A 24,679-nucleotide genomic window follows, 5' to 3' on the forward strand; every position below is an offset into this window, starting at 1 on the left:
TGAACCAGATATACATAGAGGAGGAAGACCATTTTGAAAAAAGTATTAGCACTATTCCTTACTTTCGCGCTGATCGTCACCATGCTGCCAAACTATGGCGGAACTCCAAGTGCATCCGCAGCGGGGCAAGTATTTATATTCCCGAATGAAGAGTACGTAAATCCGATCAATGCACGAACAGTATCTACACAGACCATTCAACTGCAAGGGACTATCAATGGTGTAGTTGGTAATTCCATTAGCTACAAGGTGGAGCAAGTAACCCAATATGATACGGAAAATGCCCTAAATAAGACAGAAGATATTACAACAGGCATACTAACGACGAATGACAATAAGATTACCGTTTCTGGTCTAACCCTCTTTCCAGGCCTAAATAAAATTACTTTTAAAGGGGTCGCAGGAGCATCAGAAACGAAAGAGCACATTTTTATTGAGTACCGTAACAGTCCAATGCTATATGATCTAAAAGTAAACTTTGAAAATAAGGAATTTGATATGCCGGAGACCGAGCCGGTGATGCTCTATTCCACTGCGCCTGCCATCTTGGACAAGGGGCAAATCGTCATTACGGGTAAAGCTCCTAATGCACAGAAGGTTACGATTGTTATTAACGGACGCAGTTATGACTTCAACGTTTCTTCAGCAACTGCGGAAAGCCGATTTAGTACCTCCCAGCTTACTGTCGATAAAGGGATCAACATAATAACTTTTAAGGTTTATAATGGTGGTCAAGTAGTAGAGACAACGCGTGAGCTGGCTTTCTACAACGGAGAAGTGACTTATTATAATTTAAAAATGAAAGACAAACATACTACTAATCCTCAAACTGTAAATTTTGAACAAAACCTAAACTTTTTAACTAATAGCAATGCAGCTGGCTACATTGGGGTGGAAGGTACTGCCATAATACCGCTCCCATTACGCGACCTGAATAATGCAGATCCAGCAAAACGTAAAGATGTTTTACCAGTTAATAAAGCCAATTTGGCCGCACTGCTTAGTATGGAACTAGAACTGGGTACATCAACTACGACGCCGACAATATCGACCCAGCACCCGAAAGAGGCTGATATAGCTTTCTCGCCTTCAACCATTCTTGAAAGTACGAAGTTTATTACTGTCAATTTCGCTTATGCTTTGCCTGAAGTAGTGTTCGATAAATCAAACCGACTTCGTTTTAAGGCGCCAAATAACAGCGACTTTTCTTATTCAGGTTGGAATTACTTTACTGTAAGAAATAGCGATATTGCTTATATTCAAGACATTAATTACTTATCTGGCTATGATAAGTCAATGAATGATTCTCGTTTGTTGGGACTACAAGGAACGGATATTCCAAGCGATGGTGTGAATGTCTATTCCATGCCGATGGCAGTAGAGATACTAGTTGGAAATTATACAGGTGTTGGTGATCTGAAGAAACTGTTCAAGGTCAACGGTTTAACAGAGACTGATGCCGGAGATTTTAAGCAGCTTGCACTCACTGAAGTTGTCTATCAAACGATTAACAATCAAAGAGTACCTTTCATGAGGATGTTTATTGAAATTAATAAACTTCCGAAATCAGGTACAAATTCAATAAAGTTTCAAATAGACAGAGTCGCTACTGCAGCATCACAAGAAGAGAAGACCATTATAGCGAAGCTTCTTTACGGTCCTTTTGTGAAGTTGGACTCGGTTGTCGATGGAATGGGTATTAAATTTGACGCGGTGAGAGAATCAGATGTTAGCCTGTTGACAAAGCTCGGAAGCTTAAATGGTCAGCTGTTCAACGTGGTCAATGATGCAGATATCGTTTTTACGAAAGAAAGCTTAGACATTACAATTAATCCAAAGAAGAAGCAAACTGTTTTTCTATATGTTAATAATGTAGAAATACCACTTGAAATGAATGGTTCACGAACAAAATTTAAACCACAGGACTTAGATCTTTCTGCTTCAACTAACGCTACTCGGTCTAAGATATTCAATGTACTCAACAAAGCTGGAGAGAATACAATTAAGTTCGTCTACTATACGGATAAAAATTTGTACGAAAATGTAATGAAGTTCAACATCGTACCGGAGAATCTGCCAATTATTCCAGCGCCTAACACGGATGGTGTGTATCCATACAGCGAGAGCTCTCAGACGCCAATACCAAATGACCCTGCCTTTGCAAAGCAAGGAACGGTATTCACAACTAAAGATGCATTTTACAATGTTTATGGTACATTTGATTTCGTAGATCTAGGTATAGGAAATCAATTTACATCGGGTCATGCTTCGCTGGCTGGTAAAGAGAATTATAAGGTGACCATTTCTTCTCCGAACTGGAAGGGTCAAGTGGATTGGGATTTATCGAAAGAGTTTTGGCCAACTAAAAATGGAGAGCCTGTGGATGGTTATAGGGATAATCCATTTAACGTTAATCCAAACGATGCTAAACTTTCAAACCCATCTACACAAGATGCAGCGATTAAATTTTATTATGATGTAGATAAACAACATTTCTACTTTAAAATCGATAAACAAATGATGCCAATAGATGGAAGCTCACAGGTTTATGTCATCACGGTCTACAATAGCGGACCGACTGGACCGCGAGCTACTTACCGCTTGGAAATCAACTCTGTTTCCATTCCATATTCGATTAAATCACCGTTAAAAGAAGAAATGGTTACCAACCAAAACTTTGTTGAAGTGATTATTACTTCTCCAGGTGCTGATTCAATGACGATTGGTAAGGAAGCGGCAGAAAAAGTTACTTATATTGATTATGTGCAAGGCTTGGAGGCTCCTGTCGACGCTTTTAGAGCTGTTGTGAAAAATTTAGGAGCTAATAAGGATACAAAAATTCCTTTCACTATTACAAGAGGCAAGGATACTATCAAGCAAGAGCTTAAAGTGAAATATGTGCCGGTAAACATTCCAGGCGCACAAATGATGCAGTCAATGACATCATCACACAAAGTGTTTAATAACGCTCTGACGCTTACTTTTGCTGGCAACACACAGCTTATCAGGCCGTCAAATTATAAAATAGACAATGATAAGTTTTCAGGGCAAGTCTATCGAGGTAATGATATCTTATTTGCTATAGCTAATCCGGATAATGGGATTGTGAATCTTCATGAATTCTCTAATCAGCCTCCGAATTACTCAGCTGAGAATCGTGCTGAAGGTAATTTGTATATAGGGTACCGGTTTCAAGATCAAGCGCGCCAATTCATAAAAGCGAGCCCATTATTCTGGATCGATGCAGGATATGCCGATAATCCTAATACAGATAAGGTGTTCGACCCTATTACAACAGGCTCGGACCCGTTCCCTTTCCCGAATATTGCGGGTAAGAAAAAAGACAGCTTTGCAAAACGGTACGGTCAAAACGGACTTGAGCTTGTCCCTTCAGCGCCTGGTAAGCTGACCCTTGCTTATGACTCTAGCGTTGCACAGGTTGCCGGAACAACAATTACAGTATTCCGATTTGATCCTTACAGCAGCACATGGGAGAATATCGGCGGTGTTGTAGATGAGAAAAAACATACGATAACGGCATCCTTCACAAAGTTCGGCTATTATGTAGCTGTTAAGCTGACACGCGGCTATAACGATATTACAGATCATCCATATGCACGTGAGGCGATGGAAGCTATTTTTGCTAAAGGTATCATGAATGCTATTGATCCAATTGGTATTTTTGGAGGAGATCGATATGTCACTCGCGGTGAATTCACGCGGATGATTGTAAGGGCATTGGAGCTTCCGCTCAGCTATGAAGGAGCCAACCATTTCTCTTATTATCCAGAGACTATTACAAATGCAGGAAATTCGAACGCTATTTATGACTACCGCTATATCGAGACAGCTGCGAGAGCAGGCATTGTAAACGGAACAAGACCGGGCTTCTTCGATGAGGATGTGGAAATATCTCGTCAGCAAGCTGCGACGATACTAGCTAGAGCTTTGAATTTGAAGTTAGAGACGAATTCAGCTAAGGCAAAGAGCGCACTGGATAAGGTATACAAGGACTCGGGGATTTTCGATTTCTATTCTATACCATCAGTGATGGCCATTCAGAAGAAGGGCTTCATTCAAGGAAAGCTCATTGATCCGCTTGATCCTAAGGCAGGCTCGGTATTCGAGCCAAAAGCAAGACTGCTGCGCAGTGATGCGGCAATCATCATGGCTAGAGTCATGAATGATTTGAAGAAGCTGCCTAAGATCTATAATTAGTCCAATTCAATTGTCTGCTTAGTGAGGATAGCTTATCTTCCGTTTAAGGGAGGGTGAGCTATCCTCATTTAATAGGAGAAACATTATCCATGGAAAATCTTAAGCATCGACTATCTCTATGTAAACAAGCTATAATGTATATATGGTAGACAAGCTTTGTACATAAGATTGAAAAAACATAAAAACTTTTTATCGCAGAATCGCAACTTTTCTGTTTTCCGTGCGTTTAAATACATGATGATCTATAAAAAGCGCTTTAACATGGATGAAATACCCAATTGKAAAGAAAATGGAATGAATTCTCAAGTTCCTCTTTACGGTACGGGTAGCCCATTGTATAATGTTATAGTGGTATAGCATCTCTATCATTTTTTCTATTTCCGTTTACAAGTTTCTGCGACATGTTCATACATAGGGTTAAACATGCTCAGCAGACATTATTTATACTAATTTAATGCTCAACTCTGGAGAGGGGGTGAATCGACAATGAGGAATACGAGCAATTCACTTTTCACACAAGCTACACAAAAATTGCAACAACCGAAGGTATTTAGAGGAGGAGACAAAAAGGTTATGAAAAAAAGTTTATCTTTGCTCGTAGCGATCGCTCTAGTGTTCTCGATGTTCTCATCGATGGCATTCGCAGCTGACGCACCACTTACAACAGAACAAAAGTATGAAGCACTTAAAAAAGCAGGTATTTTTGAAGGATCCGATGATGGTCAAGCACACCTTGACAAAACAATGAACCGCGCACAAGCGGCTAAAATCGTTGCACTACTTGCTGGTTATAAAGAAGGCGTTGCAGTTAAAGACGCTGGTTACAAAGACCTTACTGGCTACGGCTGGGCTAAAGATTTCATCAACTTCGCATCTGAAATTGGTGTTCTTGAAGGTAAAGGCAACAACAAATTCGATCCAGGTGCTGATGTAACAATTCAACAACTGGCTACAATCGCAGTAAAACTTCTTAAAACAGCTGACGTAGTACTTCCTGCTGGTGAAGCGGTTGAAGGTGAAGTTGCTGAATGGGCTGCTGCTGATGTAGCTGCTGTAGTAAAAGCTGGCCTAATCGCTAAGCAAGATGACTACACAATCGGCGCACTTCGTGCATTGCTTGTAGACGTTACTTACGCAGCTCAAGCTGCTCTTGCTAATGCTGGTAAACTAGCTGCAGAAGCTAAACAAGCTGGAGTTAAAACAGTTGAAGTTAAATTCAACAAAGCTATTGACGACACTAAAGTGAAATTCGTTGTTAAAAACGGCGCAGTTACTCGTGATGTAACAAATGTTACATTCTCTGCAGATAAAACTACTGCTGTACTTGAGCTTTCTACGAAACTTCTTAATGGTGCTTCCACAGTTACTGCTTCTGGAGTCGCGGATGCAGATGTTGTAGCTAACTTCACAGCTGCTGATGAGAAAATTACTGAAATTAAATTCACAGGCGATAAAGTTGCTCTAGGTACTGCAACGAATAACGCTGCTGATTACAACAAAGTTAGCGTTGGTTACAAAATTGTTAACCAATTCGGTGAAGATGTGACTAAAACTTCTGGTGGCACATTGACTTTCCAAGTAAGCAAACCAGGTGCAACTGGCACAGCAAGCAATGGTATTCTTACAATCAATTCACCAGCACAACCTTTTAACTTTAATGAAACAGTATTCGTAAGTGCGATTCTTAACCTAAACACTTATGGCGTTACTGCAACACAAACATTTACTGTTGGTCAACAAGCAATGGTTGATAGCGTTGATGTTTTGTCGGTATACCACGAAGGTGGCAAGAAGGATCTGATGACTAACTCGACTTTCTCAGACTTCTACATTCTTGTTGATGCTAAAGACCAATACGGCAACAACGTTACACTTCAACAATTTAAAGATGGCGTTTTCGTTGTAGCTACTAATCCTACACTTTTCACAATTGACAAAGCTAATGCAGTTGAAAAAGTAGGTCCGAATAACGATAAAATCGGTATTCCGCTTACAGGTCCTATTTCAGGACTGACAGCATTTGAAGGAACAAACACAGTTCGAGTTACAACTTTGTTTGGCCAAAAATCAGATTCAATCGATGTAGCAGTTAAGAAGGCTTCTACTCTTACAACATTTACATTGAATGCTCCTACTGAAGTAGTATCTGTTGGCCAAACGGTTAAAATTCCTTTCACTGCTGTTGATCAAAACGGAAACGCTTTGACAAAATACAGTGATCTTAACGGTAAAATTAACTTGTATGGTACAGGTGCTTTGACTCTGCAACAAGATTTTGTAACAAAAAATGCTTACATTCAATGGGTTGCTGGTCAAGAGGGTCCTAATTATTTGCAAGCTACTGTAATTGGAACACCTAATACAACACAAATTTCAATTAATGTTGAAAAAGCTGGTTATGCTGAATCAGTTGCCGGTTTAAAAGATGTTAACAAGAATTTGGCTGTAGGTAGTTCTGTAACTATTGAGCCTAAACACATTATTGTTAAAGACCAACATGGTCGCAACGTGACTCTTGCTGATATTCTTGCAACATACAATGTAAAACTAAGTGCTGCTGATGGCACAGCAAATGTATTGAAGCCAAACGTAGTAGATCCACTCAAACCAGAATTGTTGGGTACTCTAAAAACTGGTACTACTTCATTGACACTTAATGCAGCAGTTAAAGGAAATGAGCGTCTTAAGGTTGAATTGATCAAACTTGGTACAGCTGGTGCAGCTGATACTGTAGTTTCAACTTTTGAAAACTTCACTTTCTCTGTTATTGATAACGATTCAATCAAAGAATATGAAGTTGCAACAATTGAAAAAATGCACAAAGCAGCTGGTCACGAAGTAGAAGTGAAAGTTACAGGTAAACGTGAAGATGGTACTTCTGTAACTCTTCCTACATCTGCATACACAGTGGCAGCAGCAAATGGCTTGTCTTATGACCAGGCTACTAATAAGCTTTCCGCTGCAGGTGTAACTATTTCAAATGCTAATAGCACAGTTAAAGCAATTTACTCAGTTAATATTCTTGCTGCTAATAGCAATCCAATTGTAAAAGAAGTTACGGTTACAAATGAAGATTTGGTACCTACTTCTTTTGGACAAAGAGATACTACTATCCTAAAAGCAGCTGACTTAGTTGTTAAAGGTCTAGCTAGTAACATATCTGTTGATAATGTACTTGCTACAGTAAAAGTTTTGGATCAATTTGGAGTAGAACTGACTTTGGTTCCTGGTGACTTCTACGCTTCAATCGCCCATACTGATAATGTAGCGGGTAATGCGTTGGCAGTAACTAACCAAGGTGGTCTTGTTGGAACAGTTTCTATTAGTGGAGTTGATACTGGAGATAGCTTCAGCATTTCCTTCTCTTCTAAAATAAGTGGCAAAGGCATTACTGTTAAAGTAGTTGCAGTTGCAGCTCTATAATATTACTAATATCTAAAAAAAGAGCCTTCCGATTAATTCGGAAGGCTTTTTTTCATAATAAATACTGTAGATATTGAAACTTATTTAATTATTATGCGTCTAGATAGGTAATAACTTTATTTAAAGGAGAAACAATCCATGAAGAGAGCTTCAATAATTACTGCATCTGTTATAATTGCGTCAAGTTTAGTTATATCTCCACTCAATATACCATTGGTATCGGCTGCAGATACGAAACAAGCAGCTGTTTCTAAGACAACCAGCATGAAACCTTTTAGTGGAGCAGCTTTTAAAACATTTATGATTACAAAAAAGAGTTACATACAGATAAAAGATATTTACTTTCAATATGGTAGTAAAGAGAAACAAGTGTACTTTACGTTAACCGTTCACAATGGTGATAACACTACAATAGATTTTATGGATTATTGGACTGAGTTACTTACTTCCTCAGGCGCCAAATATCCTGTGAAATCATATGCAGGAAATAGTAAATCTGGTAAGGTAACACCTAATACATCCAAGGACTTTACTTTTTATTCGCAGATTGACTCGAAGCTGAATTATACTGATCTGACATTTAGGATTGTAAAGTGGGATTTCTCTCTTCCTAATTACACAAAGACAATTGGTCAAGCAAAGGTAACATCGAATTACAAGAATTCAGTTCCAGAAAACGCATACTATATCAACAATAACGACAATAACAAAATTAAAACTTATCTTAATGCAGGTACTATATTTGAAATAGGAACACAAAAACAAATTCATATTGATTTAAACATGGAGAATATAGGGTTATATGAATATAATCTGCCTAGTTATCAATTTTACATTAAGACAAAGGCAGGTCTAGTCCTGAAACTATCCACACAAGCAGTAGAGAACCAGACTCTTGCTGCTGGGGAGAGTATAAAATATTCCTTAAGAAGTTCTATCAAGAAGAGTGTTGACTTAGCTGGTGCTCAAATTTTAATGATGGCATTGGACGCAGAATCAAAACTAGAAGTTCCGAAATCTATTTATAGTATTAGTTGGGCACAAAAAAATAACTTTATAACTGCTGAAAATAAAGAAGCGAAACTGATGGTCAATGACAGTAATATTAACGCTTCAATTGTAAACGTTTATGCAGACCAAAGCAGTTCTCAGAATGAAGTTACACTTACTACAAGATGGCTTAATAAAGGTTCAGAAGCAATCATATTACCTAAATATAAACAAGAAATATTGGCATCAAATGGTGTTAGATATCCGGTTACATTGAGTGAAGCGGATGGAGACATACAACTAATTCCGGGAGTAGAGAAAGAAATTATTGTTCAAGCTACTCTACCTTCTACTCTTAATCAGGATTTAACGCTACTTATCAAACAACCTAAAGATGAAAAAAATCCGCTTGAGTATGTATCTGCTGCTTTTAAAATACCCAAAATTCAGGCAATCGCGGGTGTTTCAACTAAAACTTATAAAAGTGATAAAGGTATATTTGAAGTTAAAATAAAACAAGCAGAGAGACTTCCGTGGGGTAATCAAGATATTATTAATGTATTTATAGATATACAAAACAAAGGATTAAAAGCTCAATCTATTCCTCAGATTAGCGCTATACTTCGTTTAAATGGTCTATTGATAAATGATGATAAAATAAAATTATTAAAACTAGATAGTGCAGGTATACTTGAGCCAACGTCATCTACGAGGTATGTTCTTACAACTAAAGTGCCTTATACCAACAAGATTAATGAGATCAGCATTAATTTGACTGATAAAATTAATGATAAAAACAAACAAACCATCGGACTCTTTAAGCTAGCTCAAATTAATTCTATACCTGAAGTAAACACAAGTAATAAACTTAATTTTGAATCTGTTGGCAGACGTGCGTCGGTTGAATTTATGAATACGTATATGTTCAAAGGTGTAGACAAGGATATTATCTATGCTGAATTTAAATACACAAATAATGAAAGTAGATATAATAAACTTCCTGTACTTAAAGCATATTTCAAAACTAGTGATGGACAATATATTGATGCTAATATGCCTAATATTAAGGCAAATATGAAGCCAAATGGAAGTACAATAATAACAGCGATGGCACAAGTTCCAAAAACATTCATCCACGATGGAAGTGTGCAGCTTGTAATCGGTGAAGCCTTAAGTGCTGGAGAATATACAGCACCCGATGGGACAGCTGATAGTTTTATTTCTGCAAAATCATTTAAATTACCTAAGATGCAAAATAATACACAAGACGGTGTTACTAATCTCAAGATAGAGCCCTATACATTCTCTTTAAATAAATTAAATACTATGCTTAATGATGTAACAAATATTAAATTAGAAATTGATTATTCATTGTCGAAAACAGCAGTATATGATCTTGTTGAGAAAGAGACAAAACTATATTTTGAAATAACAGACGGTAAGAATGCTTACGGTTCATCGGTTAAAATTGAACCTTCTGAAGGAGAAGGGCTTGCTGTAGGTGAAGAGAAGAAAATAATTATACCTATAACAGGTAATCAGCTTGGTAATTTAGTTTATAATGGATATGCTCTAAATGTTTATGAGGAAGTTGATGGTTACAAAAGATTACTGGGAACTAAGAAATATGGATCTTTCCAAATTGCACAATTGCCATAACAGAGGAGAACAGAAATGAAAAACAAATCAGTAAAACTAGCATCAGCAATTGCTGTTCTAGGTGCCGGTATATGGGTAGGTACGCTATGGCCGTCAATAGTAAAAGGAGATAGCGAATCGCTCACTCCAGGCTCCGTAGAGGACCCAGTTGTAACGAAGAGCTACGTTGATGAACAAATCGCTAAGCTTGGTACAGGATCTGTCAGTGGTGGCAATAATGGCGGTTCAAATGGCTCAGGCGAGAGCGCGGCTTTAGAGGTCGTTGAGATTCCTATCGGAAAGACTCTTGTCGCAGCAGCGGGCGCTGAAGTGGTTGTGCGTGTGGGCAAAGCGATTGCCTATAGTTCAGATACAAATGGTATCTCTGATCTCACAGCAGGCACAGATATTAAGAAAGGCTATCTTGTACCGACTAACCATCTTATATGGTTCCCACGTGAGGGGCGCGGTATACAAGGAGCTTCTGACGAAACGAAGGCACTAACCGTTTTGGTAAAAGGCAGTTATACTTTACAATAAGTTTGGGGTTTGGAGAATCTTCTATGGTATTCTACATTTTACCCGAGTTGACAATAGGTTATACGCTTCAAAAGACGATGTAGGACACACAATACAGATGTATTCTTACATTACTCGGAGGTGTAACCAAACATGAGTCGTTCAAATAAAATTGTAGTACCAGGAAGTAAAGCTGCACTAAATTCATTAAAGTACGAAATTGCTGCGGAATTCGGTTTAACATCAGGAGGCTATGCGGCTACTGGCGCTGATACTGAATTTGCAGTAGAGCTAGGCGCCGTCTCTGGAAACAGCGGCGCCCATAGTGTACAATGGTCAGCTATATCGACACGCCAAGCTGGTTCAGTGGGCGGAGAGATAACGCGTAGACTTATTGCTCAGGCCGAGCAGGTTCTTGGCAGTTATCAATAAAATTGACCAATTTTGCCCAGGACAAGGGCGTCCATTGACACAAAGCGACATTTTCGGTATCATATTGATTTAGAAGAGTTGTCAAACAACCTTTTCCTTCGCGGAAAAGGTTCATTTTTTGTGCGGAACTTAAGGACTTATAATGTATATCTAAAGAACTTAAGAACTTATCATAATATGGTTATAGGAGGTTGATACGGATGTCGGTTAAAGGACGCCACTTGTTCACATCGGAATCAGTTACGGAAGGTCACCCGGATAAAATTTGTGATCAAATATCTGATGCTGTCTTGGATGCATTCCTAGAAGCAGATCCATATGCTCGTGTTGCTTGTGAGGTTTCAGTAGCAACAGGTCTCGTGCTCGTTATTGGTGAAATTAGCAGTAAAGCTGATTTTATAGATATTTCATCCATTGCACGCCGTACAATTAAGGAAATTGGTTATACGCGCGCGAAGTATGGCTTTGACTCAAGCACATGTGCTGTATTGACTTCTCTTAATGAGCAGTCCGCTGATATCGCTCAAGGCGTTAATGCTGCGCTTGAGACTCGTGACGGCAAAGACATGAAGCTAGAGAATGAAGATATTGGAGCTGGAGATCAAGGACTTATGTTTGGTTTTGCTACAAACGAAACTCCTGAGCTTATGCCGCTTCCTATCGCCTTGTCGCACCGCATCGCTCGTCGCTTGGCTGAGGTTCGTAAGAACGAATCACTTCCATACCTTCGTCCTGATGGTAAAACACAAGTTACGATCGAATACATGGATGGTAAGCCAGTACGTGTAGATACGATTGTTGTTTCCACTCAACATGCTGAAGAAATTACTCTAGAGCAAATTCAGCAGGATATTCTTGAGCAGGTTATTAAGCCTGTTGTTCCTGTGGAATGGCTTGATGAGAATACGAAATATTTCATTAACCCAACAGGACGCTTTGTTATTGGTGGACCTCAAGGTGATGCAGGCCTTACAGGTCGGAAGATTATCGTGGATACGTATGGCGGCTATGCTCGTCATGGCGGCGGCGCATTTTCTGGTAAGGATCCTACAAAGGTTGACCGTTCAGCAGCGTATGCAGCTCGTTATGTAGCTAAAAATATCGTTGCAGCAGGTCTAGCTGAAAAATGTGAAATCCAATTGGCTTATGCGATTGGTGTAGCACAACCGGTCTCGATTAGTGTAGATACGTACGATACAGGCAAAATCGAAGAGGAGAAGTTAGTTGAGTTGATTAATAGCAACTTTGACCTTCGCCCTGCAGGCATTATCAAAATGCTTGATCTTCGTCGTCCGATTTACGCACAAACAGCAGCATACGGACATTTTGGTCGTACGGATGTCGATCTTCCTTGGGAACGCGTTGACAAAGCAGATATGCTGAAAGCACAAGCAGGACTATAATCTAAGACTACATTGCTAACCATGTATGTCTATTCATAAAGCAGTAGCATAGCACGAACAAGATAAAAGTATGCGTCGTTTTCTCCATCTCCTGTTACAGGAAAGGGAAAGCGGCGCTTTTTTTATGTTAATAAGGAGCACTATCGAATTTCTAATGAAACTGAAGTTGTTAATATTTATATATAAACGTTACAAAAAATCAGAGTAACCTAAATTTTTCATCCTAAAAAACCGACAAATAGAGTACGAGTGTATTTTTTGAGGAGTGAATGGAATGAATTATACCCGCAAGCTGTCATTGTTCATCGCTATCGTATTGCTGCTTCAACTGGGCTTGCCAGGCTGGCCAGCAGCTACACAGAAAGTATCTGCTGCTTCTAGTGGTCCAGTTCCGCTTAGCTTCAGCCCTGCTGATGATTTAACGAATGTTCCGCTTGGAACGAATTTAAAAATAACGTTTGACGAAAAGGTAAGACAAGGTGCGAGCACAGCTTATATTACAATCTATGAATCTGAGTTTAATAAAGAAATAGAACGTATTAGTGCAACATCCGGACAGGTATATATAAACTCATCTAATCAAAGCGAGGTTACGATAACTCGTTCAACCAGTTCAGCAAACAAATTTGTAGTTGGTAAAAATTATTATGTACTCATCGATTCTGGAGCTTTCTTAAATGAATCAAATGGGGCGGCTTATTCAGGCATTTATGATGCAACAAAGTGGAATTTCCGCACCGTTACTACTGAGGATACGACTAAGCCTACGGATACTTTGTTAGAGCCGCTAGGAACTGCAGTTCCTATTACAACACCAATCAAGATCACTTTCAGCGAGCCGGTATTCGCAGTGACTGGTAGCATCGAGCTGCGCTCGACGGATGATGTAAGAATGATCCCGGTTACATCAAGCGATGTTACAGGAAGTGGTACGACACAAATTATCATCCAGCCCGCAGGAGCTTTGCTTCCGAGCACTGACTATACGGTGAAGATTCTTGGTAATGCTTTTCAAGATGCTTCTGGCAATACATACAATGAAAAGACATGGAGCTTTACAACGACTTCGGCTCCGGTCAATCTTGCTAATGGACCATTCACACCAGCTGATAATGCAAGTCAAGTGCCAACTAACTCTACGCTAGTCGTGAAGTTTGATAAGGCGGTTGAGGCTCGTCCTAAGAAATATGTAGAGATCAGACAGGTGAACAACAACAAGAACTTTGTGACGCTAGAAGCAACGTCTGAGTATATAAAAGTAAATAATAACGAGGTTACGATAGATCCACTACCCTCGTTTGAGGCGAATACCGCATATTATGTTCTTATAGATCCTGGTGCTTTTACTGAGAAAGGCTCAAATGGGAATCTGTGGTTTTATGGTATATCTGCCGCTACAATCTGGAACTTTACTACTTCCGGAAATGATAGCACGCCTCCGCAGTATACAGCACTGACACCTGCACCTTATGGCACTGTAAATGGCGTCAATTCACAGCTGACTATGACATTTAATGAGCCTGTATATCCGAACAGCGGAAACATCGAAATTCGTCAATCTCTGGGCGGTGCTCTATTCAAATCCATACCCATAACTTCAACGAATGTTACGGGTGGAGGATCGAATACTTTGAAAATCGATCCTGGCAAATCATTCGTGAATAATACGAGGTATTATGTGACGATTGGCAACCGCGTCATACGTGATGCAGCTGTTAATTTTTATAGTGGAATAGAAGGGTCAAGCGGCTGGTCATTCACTGTAACACAGGATTCGGTTAGGCCAACGTTGAATACGGTCAGCCCAGTGAACAATGCTGTGGCTGTTGGCTTGCAGGCGGAATTCACAGCGACCTTTAGTAAACCGATTATGACAGGCAATGGCAAGATCAAATTCATTCCAGCAGGTTCTAGCTCACTTTCAGAGATAGAAGCAGATTTTTGGGTCGATCCAGCGGATAACAAAAGAATGATAATGAAGCCTAAACAAGGGACTTCGTTATGGGCCAATACGAATTATTATATTAATATTGATGAAGATGCAATTACTGATCTTGTAGGCAATCAATTTGTGGGTATTTTGAATCAATATCAATGGACGTTCCAGACAGTAGGCGGTGACAAAACCGCTCCAACGATTTCAAAAACAGAGGCGAGTGGATCAATCGTTAGGTTGATCTATAATGAGCCGCTTAACGCTAACTTGAAACCTTCTCCTGCTAGTTATTACGTAACGGTTAACGGAATGGGATATCCGATCACAAATGTGGCGGTGGCCGGCAATACGGTTTCACTTACACTCTTGAACTCGGTTGGCAGCAATCAGCTAGTGAAGGTATCTTATACGAAACCAACGGAAGGACTCGTTCAGGATATTTCAGGAAATCAAGCGGCGAGCTTCGCGAACATTGAAGTAACCAATGGATTTACCAATACGGTCCCGGCAATTGTAGGAGGCAGTGTATCAGGTGATATTGTGACCCTGAATTTCAATCAGCCTCTAACGACGGTTAATAGTTACGCTTATTCGCAGTTTATCGTTAATGTGGGCGGAACGAATTACTTCGCGAGTTCGATTTCGAATAGCGGCAATTCGGTAACCTTACGTATTAACGGTTCAGTACCAAGCAATCAGACTGTTCTAGTATCGTATACGCCAGGCGCTTATCCATTGAGCAGCTTGTATGGGGTTACTTTAAACGCATTTAGCAATTATAACCTTGCAACAGGTACTTCACCGGGCAATGGAGATACGCAAGCGCCTTTCATACAAGCAATAACAGCGAGTGCTACGATTGTTACGATAACCTACAATAAGGTGCTTAGCTCTTATAATGTACCAGCTATATATCAGTATAGTGTTCTAGTAGACGGCGTCGTCAGAACGGTAAGTAGTGTACGAGTATCTGGGAATACAGTGATTCTAACATTAAGCACCAATATATTAAGTAATCAATCTGTCAAAGTATCCTATTATGCTACTAGTAATACTCTAACTGATCTTTATGGGAATCCGGCAGCCTCGTTCTCAAATATCTCTGCAAATGGGAACATAGGAACGGGTCAGCCCGGTAGTTTGCAAGGTGCCATCTTAAAGGGTGCGTTGTTGACATTGACCTTCAATGAAACATTGAATCCGTCAATCATTCCATCGTCGAGTCTGTTCGTTGTCCGAATCAATGATTTGGTTAGAATCGTGACTAATGTACAGGTAATTGGAAACAGTGTGAAACTAACCTTATCTACTCCGAGCGGCGTGGGGGATCGAGCAACACTCTCCTATTACCCAAATGATTACGGTCTAAAGACACTTGGCGGACAAGCTGTGAGTAGTATCTCTAATACAAATGTTGCGAACCAAACGACATTGTTGGATACATTGACAGGCGATTATGAGCCAGCAGACGATGGAGGGGTCGGATTAAAAACATCCGCGACTACGATCTCATCCGATCAATCACCAGCAGGTGTAACAGCTTCTCGCTATACGATATTGAACGACAAGTTCATTCTTGCAGTTACGACATCACGTAACGCAGGATTAGCAAATCCTCGTATCGTATTCAAGGTGCCGAGCTATGAGAAAGCAGCTATAGTTGGAATTTCTGTTATTGCACTTGAGATGGCAAATAAGCAAGGTGGCAATGTAACCATAGCTGTACAGCATAACGATACAACGTTTGAGCTTCCACTCGATACATTGAATTTCTCGGAGCTGTCATCGATGGTTGGCGGTAATGGAGTATCGAATCAGTTATTAATTTATATTGATCAAGGCGCTTCGAACAAAACAGCTGCATTGACAACAGTGCTGAGAAACTCTAAGGCGAACATTATTTCAGGACCAGTTAATTACGAGGTCATGATTGCCAATGGTGCTAATAAGCAGACGTTGAATAATTTCAGCGGTTATGTATCACGTACAATGAAGACAACAGCATCCGTGAATACGAGCGAGACATCTGTCGTATGGCTTGATCCGGAAACGAATACGTTGTCTTATGTGCCGACACGATTGGTGACATTCAACGGCGTTACGACGGCAACCTTCAAGCGCAAAGGCAACAGCGCTTACGCACTTGTGCGGAATACGTCGAGCTTTACCGACGTATCGAAGCACTGGGCAGTGACGACGATCAATACGATGGCGCGCAAGTATATTGTCGAAGGCAAAACTTCAACGAAGTTTGAGCCGGACAAAAACATAACCCGCGGCGAGTTTGCCACGTACATTGCCAAAGGGCTTGGCCTGCAGGGTGATAAAGCGGCAGCGGCTAAATTCAAGGATGTTACTTCGAACACAGCTATGGGTGCTTATATTGGAGCAGCCGTAAAAGCTGGTATAGTAAAAGGCAATACGGATGGTACGTTTAAGCCAAATAATCCGGTTACGCGCCAGGATATGGCGGCGATGATGATGCGTGCGGCGAAAGTGGCTGAGTTGACGGTCAGCCCGCCGAATTCAACGGCATCCTATTTGCAGAATTTTACTGATAAAGGCAAGATTAGCTCTTATGCGAAGACGGATGTAGCTCATGCGGTTTATTTGGGTATCATTACTGGCAAGAATGCAAAGACATTAAGTCCGCTGACAAATGCGACACGAGCAGAAGGCACAGTCATGTTGATGCGTTTGCTGGAAAAGGCGAAGTTTCTAACACCGTAATAGGATGAAAAAGTCTCTATCTGCGTGAGCAACGCGTGGATAGGGACTTTTTTGTTTTTGATAGAGATAGGGGATATCTTTCATTTGGAAAAAAGTGATAGCAGTCTTTTATCGCGCGTAACTTTTATAATAGAATTGTAGTCTATAATTAGTAGATAATGAGATGGGAGAGTTGTTCATATAATGAGTAAGGTCAAGAACATCGTTGGACGGCCGATAGAAGGTCTGGGCAAACGTGTCATAATTGTAGCGTTGGGTGGAACATTACTCGTGCAGCCGATAGTATCAATCATGCCAGGAAGCTGGCATACAGCAATGATAGAGGCAGCAGAGGCGGCGACGACTACAGCCCCAGTTCTTCAGCTGACACAGCAGTCCTATGTTACTGCAGGAGCTAAGCGTTTGGATTATGTATGGAATACGACTCGCGGCAGTTCAAAAGTACAGACGGACGTGCATGTTATTGAAGTCGATTTAACGAATCCGTATGTGTCGTTGAACACAATGAGCGGTAAAAATAACAATACAGGTAAAACAAATACGATTTTGAATATGTCGAAGGAAAACGGTGCAGTAGCTGCTATTAATGCCGATGTGTTTGTTATGGGAGCAGAAGGAGCACCGCTTGGCGCACAGGTCATAAGTGGTTCATTTTTGACAAGTCCATCGAAGCTAAAAGGCATGTATGCCTTCTCGGTGACGAAAGATCGCAAGCCAATGATTGATAATTATACGTTTGAAGGTACGGTGACTGCGGAAGACGGGTCAACTTTCCCTCTGGAGGGATTCAACCAATCTGCTTATAATCCGGAAACGACTGGAGCTACATATAGCCACGTTGATACGATGTACATATATACTAGTGCTTGGGGCGGTGCAGAGCGTCCGAAAAACTCTTATACGAAACCAAAAGAAGTATTAGTTCGAAACGGCATCATTGAAGAAATTTCTCCAGACAATACACCGATAACAACAGCAATTCCTGAAGATGGTTATATTTTGCGTACGCATGGCAAGGCGTCAGCCTATGTGAGGGAACATTTAAAAGTAGGCCAGCCCATTGCCAGCAATTATTCGCTGGTCTCGCTCACGAGCGGCGCGAAGGTCGACCCGGCTTCTTTTGAAATGATGGTTGGAGGGCATACCTTGCTGGTCAGCGGCGGGGCAGCAGCAGCTTTTTCGCGTGATATAACGGGTGTAAGCGGCTCTTCTTACGTATCTCGTTCAGCAATTGGTTATTCCAAGGACGGTACTAAGGTCTATCTGATAACAAGTGAGCGATATGGTAGCAATACAGGTGTGAACTTGAAGGAAATGCAGCAGATTATGATTCAGCTCGGTGTAGACAAAGGGGTTAATCTGGACGGCGGCGGCTCGACGACTATGATAGAGCGTCCACTGGGCAGCACCTCCTTACAGCTTGCTCATTCTACACAATATGGGACTACCCAGCGCAGCGTTGCCAACGGTATTGGCGTCTTTACAACCGCACCACAGGGCACGCTCAAGGGGATTGAAGTTAACGGAAGCAATGTAATGTTTCTTGGACAGTCAACAACCTTCTCTATGAAGGGATATGACAATTACTATAATCCGATGACAGTTGATAATGCCACTGCGGAGTGGAGTGCTGCGGATGGAGTTGGCAGCTTTGCAGGTAATGTGTTTACAGCTAAGAAAATCGGGAAAACAACTGTGAGCGTAAAGTCTGGAGCTGCAACATCTAAATATGCGGTTGAGGTTATTGGCCAAGACCAAATTGCATCCATGACGATTGATACGACTGCTGGCATGCTTACAAAAGGAGCAACGGTTGCTGTACCTGTAACGGTGAAGCTGAAAAACGGCAAAACGTACAAGCTTAGCGGCGACTCTTTGAAATGGGAATATGTCGGTTTCACAGCCACTCAATCAGGCAATAACCTAACGGTTGATTCGGTTGAAACGAAAACAGGTATGGGCTATGCGATTGGTCGATATGACGGCTATCCGACAATGATTCCATTTACAAAAGGTGAAACGCTCAAAACCTTCGCAGACTTCGAGCAATCGGCTTATGCCATTACAAGTCAAGTAACGCCTGCTACAACTACAGGCAGGGTAAAGCTGGTTTCCGACCTTCCGGGTCAGAAATCACCAAAAGCACTACAATTAGATTATGATTTCACACTGGGAACAGGCACAAAAGCATCCTATGCCCTATTTGGTCCTACAGGACAGACAATTAGCGGCTCTCCAGCCTCGATGACGCTCGATCTATACAGCGATAACAGCTTAAACTGGGTACGCGCAGAGTTTATAGATGCAGACGGCAAAGCGCATCTCGTAGATGTAGCTAAGCAGCTGGATTGGAGCGGCTGGAAGACAGTCAAAATGAATCTATCAGATCTTGGTATGAAATATCCTGTCAAGATGAAGCGTATATACGTGGTTACACTTCCTGAAGGACAAGATGAGCGAGCGGCTGTAGGCGCGATCGGACTGGACAATATCCAGCTGCAGTATCCACCTGCTGTAACAGTTGATACGAAGACGAAAGTCGAGATGACCATAAGCAAGGCAACGGCGACAGTGAACGGCAAATCTATTAAATTAGATACAGCGCCTATTCTCTTAAATGGAACAACCTATGTGCCTGTTCGTTTCGTGTCAGAGGCTCTAGGATCAGAGCTTGTATACGATCATCCAACGAGAAGAGTAACTGTACTGCGCGGTAATAAGCTGATGGAAATGACAATAGGAAAAAAGGAATTCGTAATGGACGGTAAGGTACAACAAGCAGAAGTTGCTCCGATCGTACGCGATGGAAGAACGCTTATTCCGATTCGTTTATTTTCTGAGAAACTAGGATTTAATGTCGCTTATGATATTAAAACCAAAAAGGTTACGATCAACTAACGGTGGACGCAATTTAGGAATTTTGTGGTATGATAGAAAAGTTAAACCTTTAAATAGAAAGGTTGCCGATCTGTTGTGGACCATCTTACAGTCGATCTAAATCGTGTTATCAAAAATGCCATCGAAGTGATGGAGGACAGTAAATACCAGATCTATGAAATCTGTGAATCGGCGCGTACGGAGCTGGAATCTTTGGAACAAGAGCTTGAGGTTGTGCTTCAAGAGACGGCCAGGACCATTGAAAGGGTTGATGAGCTGGAACAAGAGTACCGGCGTGCGCGTATTCGGTTGACAGAGGTTAGTCGTGACTTTGTTCGCTACAAGGAAGAAGACATTAAGTCAGCGTATGAGAAAGCGACACAAATACAGTTGGATTTAATGGTATACCGTGAGAAGGAATCTTATCTAAAGTCGCGGCGTGATGATTTGCAGAAGCGTGTGCGTAATGTAGAGAATTCCATCGAGCGTGCTGAAACGATTGCTTCACAAATAAATGTAGTGCTTGAATATCTATCGGGTGACTTGAATCAGGTCACCCGCATTTTGGAATCTGCCAAGACGCGTCAATTGYTAGGCTTGAAGATTATTTTGGCTCAAGAGGAAGAACGTAAACGGATTGCAAGAGAAATACACGATGGGCCTGCTCAATCGCTAGCTAACATTGTGTTGCGTACAGAAATTGCCGAACGTATGCTTATTAAGAAAGAGTTTGAAATGGTTCATGAAGAATTAATAGATTTGAAGGGGCAAGTTCGTGCTGGCCTGGAGGAAATTCGCAAAATTATATTTAATTTGCGGCCGATGGCTTTGGATGATTTAGGGCTTGTACCGACTCTTCGTAAGTTTACACAGGACTTTGAAGAGAAAACAAAAATACATACCGTTTTTGAACTTGCTGGGAAAGAGATTCGTATGCCTTCTGCTATGGAAGCGGCCATATATCGGCTGGTTCAAGAGGCATTTTCGAATGTATTAAAGCATGCCAGTGCATCCCATGTGTCTCTGGAAATAAACTATCATCCACAATTGGTTTCGATTATTATTCAAGATAATGGAATTGGTTTTGCCAGCGATTTAACGGAGCTGGAGGCAAGTCGCAACTCACACTTCGGATTAGTAGGGATGAGGGAACGAGTGGAACTGATAGAAGGGAGGATGGATATAGACTCAAATCCCGGGAGAGGGACGAAAATTATAATAGATATACCAACTACTGCTGAACATAGAAAGGAGTAAAATAATAATGATACAGAGACCACTGAATAATGGACATAAAATTAAAATTTTACTTGCGGATGATCACCAGCTGTTTAGAGAAGGACTTAAGCGTATTTTAAATATGGAAGAGGATTTGGAGGTCATCGGCGAGTGCGGTGATGGCATTCAGGTTCTTGAATTTTGCAATCATACCATTCCTGAAATTGTACTGATGGATATTAACATGCCGATTGAGAACGGTGTCGTAACGACAGAGCGTTTGAAGGGAATGTTTCCAGATGTAAAGGTTATTATTTTATCGATTCATGATGATGAGAGCTATGTTTTCGAAACGCTTCGTAAAGGAGCGACGGGTTATCTATTGAAAGACATGGAAGCTGAGTCACTCATTAATGCGATCCGTTCTGTGGTACAAGGTTATGCCTACATCCATCCGAAAGTAACGGGTAAGCTAATTAACCAGCTGCGTCGTATGACTTATTTGGATGAAATGGGTATCGTATCAGGTGCTGCGGCGGCCAAAGAGCCAGGCGTGAAATTTGTAGCTGGCGATAACAGTCCGCTTACCCGCCGTGAAGCAGAGGTTCTCAGACTTATGGCAGAGGGTAAAAGCAATAAGTTAATCGGTGAGTTTCTATTCATTAGCGAAAAAACGGTCAAAAATCACGTTAGCAGCATCCTTCAAAAAATGGAAGTTGATGACCGTACACAAGCCGTTATTCATTCCATTAAGTTTGGTTGGGTTACCTTATAAGCTTGCATGAAACGAAAACACTCCACATTATGCCGAAAAGGAATAATGTGGGGTGTTTGTCATTTTATAGATTTAATTGCAACGGTTAAGTCTAAACTCACGATGGTTTTTTTGATAAGGGTCAGACGGCTATAATATTCTCCGGGAAAAGGAATTTGGAATAGCCCGTTCGTCAGCTTTGACAATTTCAAGACGCTATATATCACCTATGATGTTGGATATAGACAGCTTGATTGTTTTTACAAAAGATTCAAAGCGTATACAGGATTCAGCGCTAGCGAATATCGTACTCTTTAATTGTAGGTACATGAAAGTCGGATTGACCATTAAGAAACGGGGGAAAGTGAAATGATAAGCATACATTTGTACGGCGATATTGGACAAGTAGAAGAGGGCATTTTGGAGCTGGCTCGGATTGGAAGGCTTGAACTAAACAATGAAGGAATTCCTGTCCAAATCGTCAAGCGGAGCGGGAATATTTGTGCTTCGTTGGAAAATGGGAAGGGTCAAATCGAGTACGAAGAGCCTCATCATTTCTTCCGCGCGCTTGGAACGTTTATCGAGCACGCCCAAACGAAAGAACACTTTCATTTAATAGAACAACCTGGATTCGATTTTAATGGCCCAATGCTGGATGTCTCGCGCAACGCGGTACTTAAGGTCGAGACGGTTAAGCAAATGATTTGCCATATGGCATTCATGGGCCTGAATGGCCTGATGCTGTATGCTGAAGATACTTATGAAGTCCCGAACCAGCCTTATTTTGGCTATATGAGAGGACGTTATACGGCGCAAGAATTAAAAGAACTGGATGATTATGCAGCACAATTCGGCATCGAGGTTGTTCCTTGTATCCAGACACTCGCTCATCTGGCTCAAGCTCTGAAATGGCCTTTTGCATCTAAAATTAAGGACAACAATGATATTCTGCTCGTTGGCGAGCCGGAAACCTACGTATTTATCGAAGAGATGATTGCTGCGGCAACCGCACCATTCCGCTCGAAGCGGATTCATATTGGAATGGACGAAGCTTTCGGACTTGGGCTTGGACGTTATCTGGAGCTGAACGGTTACCGTGAGCGATTCGAGATTATGAACGAGCATGTCAGCAAAGTGTTGGAGATCACCAGGAAGTATGAATTGAAGCCGATGATTTGGAGCGATATGTATTTTCATTTCCTCTCCAACGAAAAGCATGGATTCCATTATAGTCTGAATGTTGACTTCTCGAAGGAGCGGCTGGAGCAAATCCCGAATGATGTGCAGTTTGTTTACTGGGATTATGGCAACCGGGATCAAAGCAGACATGAGAGCATTATGTCCAAGCATAAGGAATTCGGATCGAACCCGATTTTCGCGGGAGGCATTCATATCTGGGGAAGTCTGAGCCCTAACTACGGTAAAACGTTTATGAGTTCACATCCTGCATTGCTTGCTTGCAAGAGCGAAGGCGTGAGAGAAGTGCTCGCAACGGCATGGGGCGATAATGGGCAGGAAACGAACCATTTGGTCATGCTGCCAGGGCTTCAGCTATTCGCTGAGCATGGCTATTCCGATGAGGTGGACGACGAAATGCTGCGCCGAAGATTTGCAGCATGTACGGGTCTGGACTTGTTCGATGAGTTGATTGGACTGAAGGCAATGGATGAGGTGCCGGGAGTAGAGCAGGGAAATCATTTTATGGCTAATCCATCCAAATACTTGCTGTGGCAGGATGTTCTGCTTGGACTGTTCGACAAGCATGTGGAGGGAGAAGGAGAGAGTGTGTTGCCTCAGCATTATGAGGCAATGGCTAAGCGATGGAGCGACTGCTTGGAAAAGTCTCCATCACCGTATAAGGATATCTTCCGTGTGTACGAGTTGTTAAGCAAAACACTTGCCGTAAAAGCGACACTAGGACTTGAAATCGTTAAGCTTTATCGCGAAGAGCGCCGCAAGGAGCTTAGTGAAATTGCTCAGACCGTTCTGCCTGCTCTTCGTAAGCAGGTCGATGAATTGCGAATTGCTCATCGCACGCTGTGGATGAAAACGTACAAGCCGTTCGGCTGGGAAGTTCTCGATATTAGGTACGGTGGTCTGATGGCGCGGATTGCTAGCGCTGAACAACGTATTCTAGATTATTTAGAGGGACGCGAGTCTCGTCTGGAGGAGCTGGAATGCGAACGGCTGTTGTTTGAGCCGGGCTTTCCAGATAGTCCGATTACCATATGTGCCCCTGGTTATAACCGGATTGTCAGCGCCTCGCCGCTGATTTAAATAGGAAAGAGCTGCCCGCGTGGGCAATGTCATTAAGTTAAGGCGCAGAGCCAGATATCAAGAAAAAGAGCAGGTTATCGAAAAGATAGCCCGCTCTTTTTTTGCGCGAAAATAAAAAAAGACTTGACAAGCAGTTGAAGATGTGTGGCGTAGCCCCTTGAAAAAAACGAGGAGGTTTCGCCAATGAATGAGTACGCGAATTCGCTAAAAGTAACGCTGACATCCCTCATACGAGAAATGTCATCCGCACCAGCACCCTATGTC

Annotated in this window: 11 protein-coding genes; all 11 read left to right on the plus strand. The window is 41.5% G+C overall.

The genetic code is table 11. The features are described 5' to 3' along the window. Positions 1-33: 33 nt before the first annotated feature. Entirely contained in the window at positions 34-4,218 is a 4,185-nt protein-coding gene (locus AC1DWN_RS02270) for an S-layer homology domain-containing protein (RefSeq protein WP_477557327.1), read from the plus strand. Between the two features lie 486 nt (positions 4,219-4,704). Beyond that, the gene (locus tag AC1DWN_RS02275; protein ID WP_477557328.1) at positions 4,705-7,641 is read left to right on the plus strand and encodes an S-layer homology domain-containing protein; all 2,937 of its coding nucleotides are present in this window, start codon (positions 4,705-4,707) and stop codon (positions 7,639-7,641) included. 138 nt (positions 7,642-7,779) lie between these two features. Next, entirely contained in the window at positions 7,780-10,290 is a 2,511-nt protein-coding gene (locus AC1DWN_RS02280; RefSeq protein WP_477557329.1) for a hypothetical protein, read from the plus strand. 15 nt (positions 10,291-10,305) lie between these two features. Beyond that, positions 10,306-10,809, plus strand: coding sequence for a hypothetical protein (locus tag AC1DWN_RS02285; protein WP_477557330.1), 504 nt, complete (start codon positions 10,306-10,308; stop codon positions 10,807-10,809). Positions 10,810-10,941: 132 nt separating this feature from the next. Beyond that, positions 10,942-11,220, plus strand: a complete 279-nt coding sequence (locus AC1DWN_RS02290) for a small, acid-soluble spore protein, alpha/beta type (RefSeq protein WP_477557331.1) — start codon at positions 10,942-10,944, stop codon at positions 11,218-11,220. A gap of 200 nt (positions 11,221-11,420) precedes the next feature. Continuing rightward, positions 11,421-12,623 carry a methionine adenosyltransferase gene (gene metK, locus AC1DWN_RS02295; RefSeq protein WP_477557332.1) on the plus strand — a complete coding sequence of 401 codons (1,203 nt, stop codon included), beginning with the start codon at positions 11,421-11,423 and terminating at the stop codon, positions 12,621-12,623. A gap of 274 nt (positions 12,624-12,897) precedes the next feature. Then, entirely contained in the window at positions 12,898-17,289 is a 4,392-nt protein-coding gene (locus tag AC1DWN_RS02300; RefSeq protein WP_477557333.1) for an Ig-like domain-containing protein, read from the plus strand. Between the two features lie 183 nt (positions 17,290-17,472). After that, complete coding sequence (locus tag AC1DWN_RS02305) at positions 17,473-20,187, plus strand: stalk domain-containing protein (protein ID WP_477557334.1); 2,715 nt, start codon at positions 17,473-17,475, stop codon at positions 20,185-20,187. Between the two features lie 75 nt (positions 20,188-20,262). After that, positions 20,263-21,423 (plus strand): sensor histidine kinase, encoded by a 1,161-nt coding sequence (locus AC1DWN_RS02310; RefSeq protein ID WP_477557335.1) that lies wholly within the window; start codon positions 20,263-20,265, stop codon positions 21,421-21,423. A gap of 7 nt (positions 21,424-21,430) precedes the next feature. Beyond that, positions 21,431-22,159, plus strand: coding sequence for a response regulator (locus tag AC1DWN_RS02315; RefSeq protein WP_477557336.1), 729 nt, complete (start codon positions 21,431-21,433; stop codon positions 22,157-22,159). A gap of 348 nt (positions 22,160-22,507) precedes the next feature. Continuing rightward, positions 22,508-24,415 (plus strand): family 20 glycosylhydrolase, encoded by a 1,908-nt coding sequence (locus AC1DWN_RS02320; RefSeq protein WP_477557337.1) that lies wholly within the window; start codon positions 22,508-22,510, stop codon positions 24,413-24,415. Positions 24,416-24,679 lie beyond the last annotated feature (264 nt).

It is taken from the genome of Paenibacillus sp. P4_A7, from assembly GCF_056402455.1.

What these genes read in the sequence shown, in the direction of transcription:
- metK (WP_477557332.1), top strand. Translation starts at nt 11,421, where the DNA reads ATGTCGGTTAAAGGACGCCACTTGTTCACATCGGAATCAGTTACGGAA.
- AC1DWN_RS02290 (WP_477557331.1), top strand. Translation starts at nt 10,942, where the DNA reads ATGAGTCGTTCAAATAAAATTGTAGTACCAGGAAGTAAAGCTGCACTA.
- AC1DWN_RS02280 (WP_477557329.1), top strand. Translation starts at nt 7,780, where the DNA reads ATGAAGAGAGCTTCAATAATTACTGCATCTGTTATAATTGCGTCAAGT.
- AC1DWN_RS02315 (WP_477557336.1), top strand. Translation starts at nt 21,431, where the DNA reads ATGATACAGAGACCACTGAATAATGGACATAAAATTAAAATTTTACTT.
- AC1DWN_RS02285 (WP_477557330.1), top strand. Translation starts at nt 10,306, where the DNA reads ATGAAAAACAAATCAGTAAAACTAGCATCAGCAATTGCTGTTCTAGGT.
- AC1DWN_RS02320 (WP_477557337.1), top strand. Translation starts at nt 22,508, where the DNA reads ATGATAAGCATACATTTGTACGGCGATATTGGACAAGTAGAAGAGGGC.
- AC1DWN_RS02275 (WP_477557328.1), top strand. Translation starts at nt 4,705, where the DNA reads ATGAGGAATACGAGCAATTCACTTTTCACACAAGCTACACAAAAATTG.
- AC1DWN_RS02300 (WP_477557333.1), top strand. Translation starts at nt 12,898, where the DNA reads ATGAATTATACCCGCAAGCTGTCATTGTTCATCGCTATCGTATTGCTG.
- AC1DWN_RS02305 (WP_477557334.1), top strand. Translation starts at nt 17,473, where the DNA reads ATGAGTAAGGTCAAGAACATCGTTGGACGGCCGATAGAAGGTCTGGGC.